The organism is Gemmatimonadaceae bacterium (genome assembly GCA_036273715.1).
Classification (GTDB): Bacteria; Gemmatimonadota; Gemmatimonadetes; order Gemmatimonadales; family Gemmatimonadaceae; genus JADGGM01.
This window is the reverse complement of sequence record DASUHB010000002.1, coordinates 38,123-50,507: the sequence shown is the minus strand read 5'-3', so window position 1 is coordinate 50,507 and position 12,385 is coordinate 38,123. Positions and strand designations below refer to the sequence as shown.

Genomic DNA, 12,385 nt, shown 5'->3' with positions numbered 1-12,385 from the left:
GACGTACCTCTACACCGTGCCGACCGATGATCCGCCGGCGTGGGTCGCTCCTGTCATCGTCAAAGCGTCCGACGATCAGACGCTGTCCGCCGTGCTCGATCCGCGATTCGACATCAGACGCGGCGCGATCTTCGACACGTCTGCCGCAGTGCAGGGCGCCAGGATCACCTCGCTACCCGAGCCGAGTGCGGTGGAGGCGACGGTCACGCGCTACGATCCAGGACACATCGACGTCGATCTCAGACAGCCTGCGCCGCGTGGTTCCGCGCTTATGGTGTCGGAGAACTACTATCCGGGCTGGGTTGCCACAGCCGACGGGAAGCCGGCCGTCGTCGGACGCGCCGACTACGTGCTCATCGGCGTAGCGCTGCCTGAGGGCGCGCGGCACATCGATCTCACGTTCACGAGCGCCGCCTACGAACGCGGAAAAGTGATCACCATCGTGGCCATCCTCATCGCGCTGGCGATGCTGGCCGCCGGGATCGCTCTCGACAAAAAGCAGCATGCCTGAGCGCGCCATCGTCATCATCCCGACGTACAACGAGCGGGAGAACATCCAGCGACTCATTCCCGCGGTACTCGAAAAGGATCCGCGACTCGAGATCCTGGTGGTCGACGACGCGTCGCCGGACTGTACCGGACAGATCGTCGAGTCAATGGCGGCCGAGAATCCGCGTGTGCACGTGTTGCATCGTGCAGGCAAGATGGGACTCGGCACAGCCTATATCGCGGGCTTCCGATGGGGACTCGAGAACGGCTACGACTATCTCTTCGAGATGGACGCAGACTTCTCGCACGACCCAGCCCACCTCCCCCAGTTTCTCGACGCGATCGTGAACGCCGACCTCGTGTTGGGCTCGAGGTACCGCCGCGGCAAGGTGACCGTGGTGAATTGGCCGATGACGCGCCTCATCCTGAGCTTCTTCGCCAACATATACGCGAGAACTGTAACTGGGCTTCCTCTCGAGGATTCCACGGGCGGGTTCAAGTGCTTTCGCAGGTCCGTTCTCGAGGCAATCGACCTGAACGCGGTGCGATCGAACGGCTACGCGTTCCAGATCGAGATGAGCTTCCGCGTATGGAAGAAGGGATTTCGCATCGTCGAGATTCCGATCGTCTTCGTGGATCGTACCGAGGGCGAAAGCAAGATGTCGCGCAAGATCGTGCGTGAGGCTGTGTGGATGGTCTGGCGTCTCAGATGGCTGGCGATCACGGGACGCATCAAATGAGTGACCGGGAGTTTTTCAAGATGTCCGGCTCGGGAAACGACTTCGTCGTCTTCGACGCCCGCACCGAGCCGGCAGGTCAATTGGCCACACCTCGGGTGATACGTGACGTCTGTGCGCGAGGGACCGGTGTGGGCGCGGACGGCATGGTGTTCATCGAGCCTACCAGCACGAACGGCGCACAGTTCCGCATGCGCTACTTCAACAGCGACGGATCGGTCGCCGAGATGTGCGGCAACGCCGCGCTGTGCGTTACGAGCTTGGCGTCGCAGTTGGGTGCGGGCAGCGCGGCAGGGATGCGTTTCGAAACCGACTCCGGGATTGCGTCGGCACGCATGTGCGACGGCCAGCCGGAGGTCGACCTTTGGCCGGTGACGGACGTCCGGCCCGCTGCGGAGATCGCGCTGGAGCCGGGCGAGCAGCGAATTGGCTACGCAATCGTTGGCAACCCGCACGTCGTGATTTTGCGCGACGAGCTCGAGACGCTGGAGATCGTGCGCCGCGGTCGCGCGATCCGGCTGCACGAGTACGTTCGGCCTGGCGGCGGCGCGAACGCAAACTTCGTCGCGCGTCGGCCGGATGGCGGATTCGACATCCGCACGTACGAACGGGGAGTGGAAGCGGAGACGCTCGCGTGCGGCACGGGGTCGGTGTCGACGGCGATTTTGTTGGCCGCCTGGGGCGAGGCTGGTCTCGAGACGACGCTCAGGACGCGGTCCGGCCGGTCGCTGACGATCACGCTTCGGCGCGAGGGGAGCGCGTGGCTGCCGACGCTGCGCGGTGAGGGCCGCGTCGTCTTTCGGGGGCTGCTGCCGATTGGGTGACGCGATACTGTCGCGAAATGCTTGTCGCGACAGTAGGACGACAGTCAGGCGGCTCCATTGGCGTTATAGCTCGATCAGCGCATTCAACCCATCGGCCAAGCCATAGAGCGCTCCCGTACCGAGCAGTTGCACTCTGGGGTGGCGACAGTGGAGTCGAAACCCTTGCTAAGCAGCGAGCATCGAGATTTCCACAGTTTTCCACGATGCTAGTTTACATAACATATCTTATACGAAGTACTTTGCTGGCGATCCGAGCGCTCTGGAAAACCGGCTGCTTCAACGAACCGAGGGCGGCCGCAGATCGCAGCCGCCCCCGAGTCTTGCGCCAAGGTCACTCCGATTATCGGCTACTCACCCAGCCTTCACCGCCTTCGCCTGGAGCTCTCCAAGCCGCACGCGCGCCTCGGCGGCCGCCGGACTCGTTGGATCAGTTGCGAGCTTCGACCAGATCTTCACCGCGTCGGCCGTCTTGCCGCCCGCTGTGAGCGCCCGGGCCGCGTTCGCGAGGTACGTATCGCGATCCGCCTTGCCCTGCGCCATCGCTGCGGCCTTCTGGTACGCGTTCGCCGCGTCGTCGAACTTGTTCTGCTGCTCGTACCCGGCACCCAACAGGTTGTACGCCGACGCCTCGATGAACTTCGGCTTTTCCGCGATCAGCTTCTGCAGTCCCTCCACGCCCTCGGCGTATTTGCCGGCATCGAAGTAGGTCTGCGCGAGGAGCAGCTGAGCCTGCCGACCCGCGTCCGTGGACCCGTATCTGTTCACAAGTCGCTCGAGGTCGCTCTGCGCAAGTGCTGAGTTGCCAGCACCTAACGCCTGCTCCGCCTGCAGCAGCGCCGACGACGCATTGCGCGCTTGCGCCTGCTGCGACTTCACGTACAAGAACCCGATGCCAACCAGGACCACCACGACGAGAGCGGCGATCGATAGGCCCTTGCTGTGGATCAGCGCCCACTCCTTGAGGTCCTCAGCGCGGTCTTCCAGATCGGGGCGTGCAGCTGCACCTGTCTTGGTCATAGCCTGGCTCGTCTGCGTGAACGTGAAGAATGAATGCCTGCAAAGAGACTCGTTGGTACGCCACCCGATGCCCCGACAGTGCCCCTGGGGTGACTCGAACACCCGGCCAACGGTTTAGGAAACCGCTGCTCTATCCACCTGAGCTACAGGGGCTGTGAGGGGTACCCCGCCTCGATTCGCACGACTTTTCGAGATCCAGCGCGCCACCGGCTGTGCGTGCGCCGATCCCCAGTCGCCGCCGGAAGTATAGTACCCCACTCCTTTGTGCGGAAACCCTCCGGCGCGCCGACGGCCGGAGTTAGGCGCCCGGTCAGTACTCGAGCAGCGACTCGACGCGCCTGGACGACAGCGCCTGCACGCCGGACAAGAACGTGAGCACCATCAGGAGGCTGCACCCGATGACACGCGCACCGGTGCGTTCCACGAGCTCGCACGTCGCGCGCGCCGTCCCACCGGTGGCCAGCACGTCGTCCACGATGAGCGCTCGATCGCTCGGGCCCAAGGCATCGCGGTGCATCTCGAGCGCGTCGGTGCCGTACTCGAGCGCGTACTGCACCCGCTCCACCGTAGAGGGCAGCTTGCCCGGCTTGCGGACCGGAACGAACGCTGCGCCCAGATGCTGCGCGACCGGGGCGCCGAGGATGAACCCGCGACTCTCGATGCCGATCACGTGCGTGATCGCGTCCGCGGCGAACGGTGCCGCCATGGCCTCGGTCGCATGGTGAAACAGCGTCGCGTCCAGCAGAATGGGCGTGATGTCCTTGAAGACAATGCCCGACTTCGGAAAGTCCGGGACGTCCCGGATCGCGCGCCGCAACTCTCCCGCGAGGGCGCTCGACGTGAGCTCGCTTCGGTTCATGGGTGCCTCACCGTCTGATCTCGAAGGGGCGAGCGAGCGGCTCGTCGTCGCCTAACGGGTTCCGGGAAACATCGCTGACTGACGCGTTCCGCGGGCCGCGCGCCATCGCGGCGGCGAACTTCTCCACCCGCTCATCGTCGCCGCCGACGCCGATCTCCACGCTGCCATCGTCGCAATTTCGCACCCACCCGGATACGCCGAGCCGTTGCGCCGTCTCGCGGGCGAACCATCGGAAGCCGACGCCCTGCACCGCGCCGCGGACACGCAAGTGCAGGCGCAGCATGTCACGCACGCGTGGACGCGCCGGCGCGCAGCAGCGCGGCCAGCGTGAGCGCGAGCGCGCTCTCGTCGCTCTTGGCGAGCGCGACGTCGGCCGGCAACGGCACTTCTCCGGCGCGCACGCGCTGCGCGATGCGCTCCAGCGCCTCGGCGATCGTGTCCGGCATGCCGGGACGGCCGGCCACCGACAGCGGCCATCCTTCGGCGCTCGCCGCGAGCTCATGCGATGTGTCGCCGGTTTGGCCGTGCGCGGCGATTCCGGCGGCGGGCGTCCGGGCGCGCAGCCCGGAATCGGGCCACGCGAGCGCCGCAGCCAGCTCGTCCGGCGGCGGCGGAGCGGCGGGCAGGTCCCACGGCTCGCGCGGCGACGGCGCGCCGTGCTCGACGGCCGGCACCATCCGCGGCGTGGCCCACCGCGGCACGCTCTCGTTAGGCGCCGGTTCGGCGAAGGCTTCGGCGAGCGCTTCCTCGGCATCGTCCGGCGCCTGCGGGGCGACCGGCACCGGCGGCTCCGGCGCCGGTTCCGCCGCCTGCGGCTGGACGACGGCCTCGTTGCCTAACGGAGGCGTGGACGCGTCCCGCGGCGCCTCCGGCTGCGGCATCGCCTGGGGCGCCCAGAAGCTCTCCACCTCCAGCGGCGCGACGTCGGGCGACGCTGCCTCGAACGTGACTTCCGTGCGTTCGATCTCGAGGCCCCCGCCCTCGGACGGCACCGGGCGCGCGCCGCGCTCGAGCAACCGCGACGCATCGTCGTAGACCTGGAAGGCCATGGACGGATCGTCGCTCACGACCCCCTGCTCACCCGTCGCGCTGAGCGAGATCGGCGGGGTTTCGTACCGCTCGATCACGAAGCCATCGCGGGCATCGTGCGCCACGGTCCCCCGCCCTGCCTCGGACGGCGTTTCTGCGTTAGGCAACCGGGCTGGATCCGCAACGGCGGGCTCCTCCTTAACCGCCGCGCCCGTGGCCGCCTCCAGCCCGGTCGCCATCGCGTCGTCGGCGCCGACTGGAGCGTCAAACATGGGGAGCGGCGGCGGCTCGTACGACGCATCGAGGTCAGTCGGTGGCGGCGACGACACGACGGGCGCCGCGAACGGTGTCACCCGCGGCGTGGCCAACGGTGTCGTGAAGGCCGGGCGCTGTTTCGGGACGCCCGGAGGGGTGAACAGCGTCCGGCGCGGCGGCGTCGCCGTGGCCGACTGCGACGGCGTCGTTGGGCGGGCGGTGCGCGGCGCGAAAAACGGCGGTAAAGCCGTGCTGCGGCGTTGCTGCTTTTGCGTCTCGTCCGACTGATCGGGCATCGAGGCTCCCGAAAGGTGGGAAAATATAGCGCGCGTGGCGTTGGGCCGGCTACGACGGCCAGCCGTGCATCCCCACGAGCGGGACGAATCGCGCTGGCCCCATGTCACGGCGCTCCACGGCCTCGCCGCGACGCGTCACGAGCGTGAGCCGCTGTTCCTCGCGATCGCCCAGCGGAATCAACATGCGGCCGCCGTCGGCGAGCTGCTCGACGAGCGGCTGCGGCTCCGCCGGCGCGCCCGCCGTCACCAGAATCGCGTCGAATGGAGCATATTCTCGCCACCCCAGCGTTCCGTCGCCGCTCAGCAGGGAGACGTTCCGGGCGCCCGATTCGCGGATCGCATCGCGTGCCCGCTCGAGCAGACCGCCCACGCGCTCGATCGAGAAGACCTGGCTCGACAGGTGTGACAGCAGCACGGTCTGATAGCCGGAGCCAGTCCCGATCTCGAGCACGCGCTCGGACCCGGTGAGGCGCAACAGCTCGAGATAGCGCGCATGGGTGGACGGCTGCGAGATGGTTTGGCCGTTGCCGATGGGCAGCGCGCTGTCTTCGTACGCGCGGTGGCGCATGCCGGTGGGCACGAACAGATGCCGCGGCGTCTGATCGAACGCGCGCAGCACGTTGAGATCGCCCACACCGCCGTCGTGCAGGGCTTCGACCAGCCGGCGGCGCGCGCCGGCGTACTGGCTCATGGCAGTTCCATCCACCACGACGTCGCGTCCTCCAGCATGCGGGTGTGCGTGAGGTCGAGCGTCAACGGCGTGACGGACACGTATCCCTCGTTGACGGCGCGGAAGTCCGAGTCGTCGGCCCCGCTCCACTCCGCCGAGCCGCCCCCGATCCAGAAGATCTCGCGGCCGCGCGGGTCGTGCATGCGCACCAGCGAGTCGGAGTACACCCGCCTGCCCAACCGCGTTAGGCGGATGCCCTTGATCTGCGCCGCCGGCAGCGGCGGCAGGTTGATGTTGAGCAGCGTGTCGCGCGGGATGTGCTCGAGGTGCACCAGGTGGCCGAGCAGCTTGGACACGACCTGGACCTGGTCGGCGAGCAGCGCCGGATCGGCCTTGAGCTCTCCGCCGGCGAACGACAGCGCCATGGCGGGAATGCCTAACGTGACCCCTTCCATCGCCGCGGCCACCGTGCCCGAGTAGAGCACGTCCTCGCCCATGTTGTGCCCGTGGTTGATGCCGCTCAGCACGAAGTCCGGCCGCTCGGGCATGAGCGCCTCGACGGCGAGCATGACGCAGTCGGTCGGCGTGCCATCCACCTGCCATCGGTGCTCGCCCCGCATCACCGGCCGGATCGGATGGTGCAGCGTCAGCGAGTGGCTGGTGGCGCTCTGCTCGCGATCGGGCGCGACGATCGTCACCTCGCCTAACGGAGCGGCGGCCTTGGCCAGACACTCCAGACCGAACGCGAGGATGCCGTCGTCGTTGGTGCACAACAGCCGCATCAGGCGAACGCTCCGGCGCGCTGTCGCCAGATGGCGCGGACCACCAGCGCCGTGTCCCGCACCGCGCGAAAGTGGCTCGGCGCGCCGTACATCGTGGGCACCGGGATGGCGGCAATCGTGAACCCGGCGCGCGCCGCGCCGATGAGAAATTCCGTCTCGAACTCGTATCGGTCGCCGCTCGCACGGACGCGCTCGAGCACGGCGCGGCGCATCGCGCGAAACCCGCACTGCGCGTCCGGCACCCGGGAGTGCACGATCGCGCCCACGGCTCGGCTCGCGAGCGCGTTCGTGATGCGCCGGCCCATCGGCATCGCGCCGGCCCCGCGCGCGCGTGTGCCGACCGCCATGTCCGCGTCGTCGAGCGCGGCGACCAGTCGCGGCGCCGCCCACGGGTCGTGCTGGCCGTCGGCATCCATGGTCACCACCGCCCGCGCACCGTGGGCGAGCGCCGCGCTCGTCCCGGCGCGAAGGGCCGCGCCCTTGCCACGGTTGCGTTCGAACCGCATCACGGTGTCGGCACAGGCCCGTGCGACCGCATGGGTGTCATCGCGCGACCCGTCGTCCACCACGATGATGCACGCGCCGGCGAGCGCGTCGCGGAGCGCGGTCACCACGAGCGGCAGCGTCGGCGCCGCATCGAGCGCGGGAATCACGCATGCGAGCGGCGCGATCACCGGCCGCGGCCCCCGCCTCCCGACGGGGGCTTGGCCGCCGAGGGAGCCGGTTCCGCGCCGTCTCCGCCTAACAAGCCGAGGACTTCGCGCAGCTCCTGCTCCATCGTTTCGATGGTCTGCAGGTCGAGCGCGGTGCGGGCCGCCGGCCGCAGCTCGCCCTTGCGGCGGTGCTGGTCGACCTTCTGCCGGGCGCCGTCGATCGTGTACTTCTCGGTGTACAGCAGATGCTTGACGAGCATGATCAACTCGATCTCGCGGCGCTGGTAGACGCGGTTGCCGGAGCGATTCTTTGCCGGGCTCAGGAACCGGAACTGGCTCTCCCAGTAGCGCAGGACGTGCGGCTTGAGGCCGGTCAGCTCGCACACCTCGCCGATGGAGAAAAACTCCTGCACCGGGTCGCGGTGATGGCCCTGGGCATTCGAGTGCGCCGAGCGTGGGGACTGTGGACTCATGAGTCGACCTCCGCGCGGAGCTCGCGCGACATCAGTTCGGCAATCGCATCGCGGGGATGGTGGTGCTCGAACAAAATGCGATACACCGCGGCCACGATGGGCATCTCGATGGCGGCGCGCGCGGCGAGGGCGTGCGCGCTCTCTGTGGTGACGACGCCTTCGGCGACGGTCTCGCGGCTGGCGAGGACATCGTCGAGCGACGCGCCGCGGGCCATGTCGAGGCCGAGGGCCCGGTTGCGGCTCAGCGAGCCGGTGCACGTGAGGACGAGGTCGCCCAGTCCGGCGAGGCCGGCGAACGTGCGCGGCGACGCGCCCATGGCCACGCCTAACCGAGTGATCTCGGCGAGCCCGCGGGTGATCAGCGCCGCGCGCGGGTTGAACCCCAATCCCAATCCTTCGGCGATCCCGGTGGCCACCGCGATGACGTTCTTGAGCGCGCCGCCGATTTCGACGCCGATCACGTCATCGTGCGAATACACGCGGAACGTCTCGTTGCTGAGCGCGCGTTGGGCGAGCTGCGCGGCGGCCTCGTTCGTCGATGCCGCCACGACCGCGGTCGGTTGCCGGGCGATGACCTCGGTGGCAAAACTGGGGCCGGACAACGCGACCACCGGACGCCCCGGCAGCTCCTCGCGGACGACGTCGGTCATCACCACGAGCGTCCCGCGCTCGATGCCCTTGCTGGCCACGACGAGGGTCGCGCTGCCCGGCACCGCGTCGCGGCTGCCGCGCAGCACCGCGCGCAGCACGTGCGACGGCGTCACATAGACGATCAGCTCGGCGCCGGCCGTCGCTTCGCCTAACGAACAGGTCGCGCGGACCGCCGGCGCGATGGACGCGCCCGGCAGAAACCGCGGATTGGCGTGGCGGGTGTTCACGGCCTCGGCCACATCCGGCTCCAACGCCCACAGCGCAACCTCGTGCTCGTTGCGCACGAGCAGATCCGCCAGCGCGGTGCCCCACGCCCCCGCCCCGACGACGGCACAGCGCATCAGTCGCCCGCCGCCGGCCGGCGTCCCACGCGGTGCTCCTCGCCCCGGCGCAGACGGCCGAGGTTCGCGCGGTGCGTCCACACGACGAATCCCGCGACCACCACGCCCAACGCAAACACCGGCGCACGCGGGCCGTCGAGCACGCCTAACGCAATCACCAGCGCCGCCGCGGCGGCCAGCGACGCCACCGAGACGTATCGCCACACCCGCAGCACCGCCGCCCAGACGACGATCGCGATCAGCGTCGCGAGCGGCGCGACCGCGAGGAACACGCCGCACCCGGTCGCCACGCCTTTGCCGCCGGCCTTCCACAACAGATACGGACTCCGCACGTGCCCCGCGATCGCCGCCAGCCCGTACGCCAGCGCCCAGTACGGCGACGACGCCGCGATGGTCCACTGCGGGAAGAGGAACGCCGGGCCGAATCCCTTGGCCACATCGAGCAGCACCACGACCACCGCCGCCGGAGCGCCTAACACACGATACACGTTGGTCGCGCCGAGATTGCCTGAGCCGTGCTGCCGGAGGTCGAGGCCGCCCACGAGACGTCCGGCTACATATGCCCACGGGATCCCGCCGATCAGATACGCGGCGATGAGCCAGAGGAACGGGCTGGCGCGCATTCAGGCGGCGCGTCTCCGCATGACGACGCGGAGCGGGCTTCCCGTGAACCCCCACGCGTCGCGAAAGCCATTGTGCAGGTAGCGCACGTAATGCTCTTCCACCAGCTCCGGATGGTTGCCGAACACCGCGATCGTCGGCGGCGCCACCTGCACCTGCGTCGCGTACATCAGCTTCACTTCGCGTCCCGCCGCCTGCGGGGGCTGCAGTCGCGCGACCAGCTCCTCGAGACACGCGTTCACCTGCGACGTGGAAATGCGCTTCCGCCGCTCCGTGTCCACCTGCATCAGTTGATCGAGCACACGCGTCACGCGCTGTCCCGTGAGCGCCGACGTGAACAGGAACGGCACGAATCGCAGATACGGCGCCTTCTCCTGCGACGCCTTCATGAACCGCGCGGCGCTCTTATCGTCCTTCTCGACCAGATCCCATTTGTTGGCGACGAGGATGAGGCCGGTGCCCCGTTCCCAGGCCAGCGATGCGATCTTGAGATCCTGGTTCTCGATGCCCTGGTCCACGGCCGCGTCGATCACGAGCAGGCAGATGTCGGCCCGCTCGATGGCGCGGCGCGTCCTCAAGGCCGAGTAGAATTCGACGCCATCCGCAATGCGCGATTGACGGCGCAGCCCCGCGGTGTCGATGAACACCAGCGTACGGCCGTGATACTGCATGGGCGTGTCGATCGCATCGCGCGTCGTGCCCGCCTCGGCGGCCACGACGAGCCGGTCTTCGCCTAACAACCGGTTCACGAGCGACGATTTGCCCACGTTCGGCCGGCCGATGACGGCGACGTGCAGCGCATCGGGCTCCTCCGGGCTCCGCTCGGGGAACCGGGACACGATCGCGTCGAGCAGATCGCCCGATCCTTTGCCGTTGCGCGCCGACACCGGCGCCGGGTCGCCGGCGCCGAGATGATAGAATTCGTAGAAGTCGGCCGAGGCTGGGTCATCCACCTTGTTGGCGACCAGCAGCCACGGCTTGCCCGTGCCGCGCAGCAGCTCCACCACGCGCGCGTCCTGCGGGTGCACGCCGGCCTGCGCGTCCACGACGAGCAGCAGCAGGTCGGCCTCGTCGACCGCCTGCAGCACCTGGCGGCGGATCTCGACGTCGATCGGCACCGACGGATCCTCCGTTAGGCCGCCGGTGTCGACGAGCCAGAACGCGCGGCCGTTCCATTCGGCGCGCGCAAAGTGCCGGTCCCGCGTCGTGCCCGCTTCGTCGCTCACGATCGCCGCGTCGCCGCCGACGAGCCGGTTGAACAACGCGGACTTGCCGACGTTGGGCCGGCCGACCAGGGCGACGACGGGAATGGTCACCGCGCCGCCACGGCCGCGAGGCCGTTCTGCTGGAGGACGTCGACGAAGTCGTACGACGGATGCACGGGTATCGGCAGCGCGTCCCGCAGCGCGGCGAACGGTGTGTCATCCAGGAAGAGGCCGTCGTCGTTGATCGTCTCGGCGGGGATGAGCGCGACGTCGAGATCGGCCCGGCCGGCGAGAACGCGCCGGATGTCGGCGCCCACGAGCAGCCCCGCCGTCGTGGTGGTTGGTCCGAACAGGGAATTCTCGGCGACGAGCAGCTCGAAGCGGGCGCCCGTGGCTTCCGTTAGGCGGTCGAGCAGATCGGGCATGATGCGCGGACCCATGGCGACACCGGTCACCACACCGATGCGCGCGCCGTCGAGACGCGGCAAGGCCCGCTCGCCGATCGCGTCGGCGATGCGTTGGCGAAGATGCGCCACCGCACCCACCCCGTTCTCGATTTGCGGAAAATCGCCGTAGTGCGCCGCCGCGGGCAACTCGCGCCCGGCCAGCAAGTAGAGCTCGTCCGAACCGTACACCCACCGCTCGCCGCGCGCGGCGAGCGCGCGCCCTTCCCACCGCTCCACATGGGCGACGAGCGCGCCGCTCGTCTCGGCATCCATGGTCTTGCCGGTGTACAGGTGCGAGAACTGCGTGAGCCCGACGGGCACCACCGCCACCGACAGCACGGCGTCGCCGAACGACCACAAATCCTCGAGCGACTGCTCGAGCACGTCGCCGTCGTTCAGCCCGGGCACGATCACCATCTGCCCGTGAAACTGAATGCCGCCCTCTGCCAATCGGCTCAACTGCGCGACGATGTTCGGCACCTTCGGGTTGTTGAGCAGCACCTTGCGCGCTTCCCAGGGAGTCGCGTGCACCGACACGTACAGCGGCGACAACCGGTACTCCAGGATGCGCGCAATGTCCTTCTCCTTCACATTGGACAGCGTGGCGAAATTGCCGTAGGCGAAGGAGAGCCGGTAGTCGTCGTCGCGCACATAGAGCGATTTGCGGAGCCCCGTCGGCAACCCTTCGATGAAGCAGAACTCGCAACGGTTCGCGCAGCGGCGAACGCGCGGCGGTTCCAGCTCGATGCCTAACGGCTCGCCGTCGGGGCGCTCCACGTCTGCGACGAGCGCCTGCCCATCGGGCAGGCGCGCTTCGATGACGAGCGCGTCGTCCGCCGACAGGAACTCCCAATCGAGGAAGTCGTCCAGCGCACGACCATTCACCGTGAGTAGTTCGGTGGCCGGCACGATGCCGATCTCGTCGGCGATGCTGCCTGATGCGACGCGACTGACGCGAATCATGAACCCGGCTGTGTGCATGAGGGGGAGACCGCCCTCTGCGGCCTCCCCCTTTGGGCGTGCGTTGGGCACGCATC

15 protein-coding genes and 1 tRNA gene are annotated in these 12,385 nt (G+C 68.5%); 3 read left to right on the top strand and 13 right to left on the bottom strand.

Going from position 1 to position 12,385, the window contains the following annotated elements; genetic code table 11:
* The 3 genes from VFW04_00325 to dapF form a co-directional block, all read left to right on the top strand.
* On the top strand, positions 1 to 511 hold a 511-nt coding region (locus VFW04_00325; protein HEX5177746.1), incomplete at its 5' end, for a YfhO family protein.
* Positions 504 to 1,229: a polyprenol monophosphomannose synthase gene (locus VFW04_00320; protein ID HEX5177745.1), complete on the top strand. Its 726-nt coding sequence runs from the start codon at positions 504 to 506 to the stop codon at positions 1,227 to 1,229. The genes VFW04_00325 and VFW04_00320, both read left to right, overlap by 8 nt.
* Positions 1,226 to 2,050 (top strand): diaminopimelate epimerase, encoded by an 825-nt coding sequence (gene dapF, locus VFW04_00315; protein ID HEX5177744.1) that lies wholly within the window; start codon positions 1,226 to 1,228, stop codon positions 2,048 to 2,050. Before VFW04_00320 ends, dapF begins: the two co-directional genes overlap by 4 nt.
* Positions 2,051 to 2,401: 351 nt before the next feature.
* On the opposite strand, the gene VFW04_00310 is transcribed toward dapF, so the two are convergent.
* The 13 genes from VFW04_00310 to VFW04_00250 all read right to left on the bottom strand — a co-directional run bounded on the left by VFW04_00310 (position 2,402) and on the right by VFW04_00250 (position 12,329).
* Positions 2,402 to 3,067 (bottom strand): tetratricopeptide repeat protein, encoded by a 666-nt coding sequence (locus VFW04_00310; protein ID HEX5177743.1) that lies wholly within the window; start codon positions 3,065 to 3,067, stop codon positions 2,402 to 2,404.
* Positions 3,068 to 3,146: 79 nt separating this feature from the next.
* Positions 3,147 to 3,220 (bottom strand) — tRNA-Arg (locus VFW04_00305).
* A 157-nt stretch (positions 3,221 to 3,377) separates the two neighbouring features.
* Entirely contained in the window at positions 3,378 to 3,926 is a 549-nt protein-coding gene (locus VFW04_00300; GenBank protein ID HEX5177742.1) for an adenine phosphoribosyltransferase, read from the bottom strand.
* A gap of 7 nt (positions 3,927 to 3,933) precedes the next feature.
* On the bottom strand, positions 3,934 to 4,209 hold the full coding sequence (locus VFW04_00295; GenBank protein ID HEX5177741.1) for an acylphosphatase: 276 nt from the start codon (positions 4,207 to 4,209) through the stop codon (positions 3,934 to 3,936).
* 1 nt (position 4,210) lies between these two features.
* On the bottom strand, positions 4,211 to 5,506 hold the full coding sequence (locus VFW04_00290) for a hypothetical protein (protein HEX5177740.1): 1,296 nt from the start codon (positions 5,504 to 5,506) through the stop codon (positions 4,211 to 4,213).
* Between the two features lie 49 nt (positions 5,507 to 5,555).
* Positions 5,556 to 6,197, bottom strand: a complete 642-nt coding sequence (locus VFW04_00285) for a protein-L-isoaspartate(D-aspartate) O-methyltransferase (GenBank protein HEX5177739.1) — start codon at positions 6,195 to 6,197, stop codon at positions 5,556 to 5,558.
* Entirely contained in the window at positions 6,194 to 6,958 is a 765-nt protein-coding gene (gene surE, locus VFW04_00280; GenBank protein ID HEX5177738.1) for a 5'/3'-nucleotidase SurE, read from the bottom strand. Before surE ends, VFW04_00285 begins: the two co-directional genes overlap by 4 nt.
* Positions 6,958 to 7,632: a glycosyltransferase family 2 protein gene (locus VFW04_00275; GenBank protein ID HEX5177737.1), complete on the bottom strand. Its 675-nt coding sequence runs from the start codon at positions 7,630 to 7,632 to the stop codon at positions 6,958 to 6,960. The genes surE and VFW04_00275 overlap by 1 nt, the downstream gene beginning before the upstream one ends.
* Entirely contained in the window at positions 7,629 to 8,084 is a 456-nt protein-coding gene (locus VFW04_00270; protein HEX5177736.1) for a MerR family transcriptional regulator, read from the bottom strand. The genes VFW04_00275 and VFW04_00270 overlap by 4 nt, the downstream gene beginning before the upstream one ends.
* On the bottom strand, positions 8,081 to 9,076 hold the full coding sequence (locus tag VFW04_00265) for an NAD(P)H-dependent glycerol-3-phosphate dehydrogenase (protein ID HEX5177735.1): 996 nt from the start codon (positions 9,074 to 9,076) through the stop codon (positions 8,081 to 8,083). The genes VFW04_00270 and VFW04_00265 overlap by 4 nt, the downstream gene beginning before the upstream one ends.
* Positions 9,076 to 9,699: a glycerol-3-phosphate 1-O-acyltransferase PlsY gene (gene plsY / locus VFW04_00260; protein ID HEX5177734.1), complete on the bottom strand. Its 624-nt coding sequence runs from the start codon at positions 9,697 to 9,699 to the stop codon at positions 9,076 to 9,078. Before plsY ends, VFW04_00265 begins: the two co-directional genes overlap by 1 nt.
* Entirely contained in the window at positions 9,700 to 11,013 is a 1,314-nt protein-coding gene (gene der / locus VFW04_00255; GenBank protein HEX5177733.1) for a ribosome biogenesis GTPase Der, read from the bottom strand. It lies immediately after the preceding gene.
* Positions 11,010 to 12,329 (bottom strand): DUF512 domain-containing protein, encoded by a 1,320-nt coding sequence (locus tag VFW04_00250; GenBank protein HEX5177732.1) that lies wholly within the window; start codon positions 12,327 to 12,329, stop codon positions 11,010 to 11,012. Before VFW04_00250 ends, der begins: the two co-directional genes overlap by 4 nt.
* Positions 12,330 to 12,385: the final 56 nt, after the last annotated feature.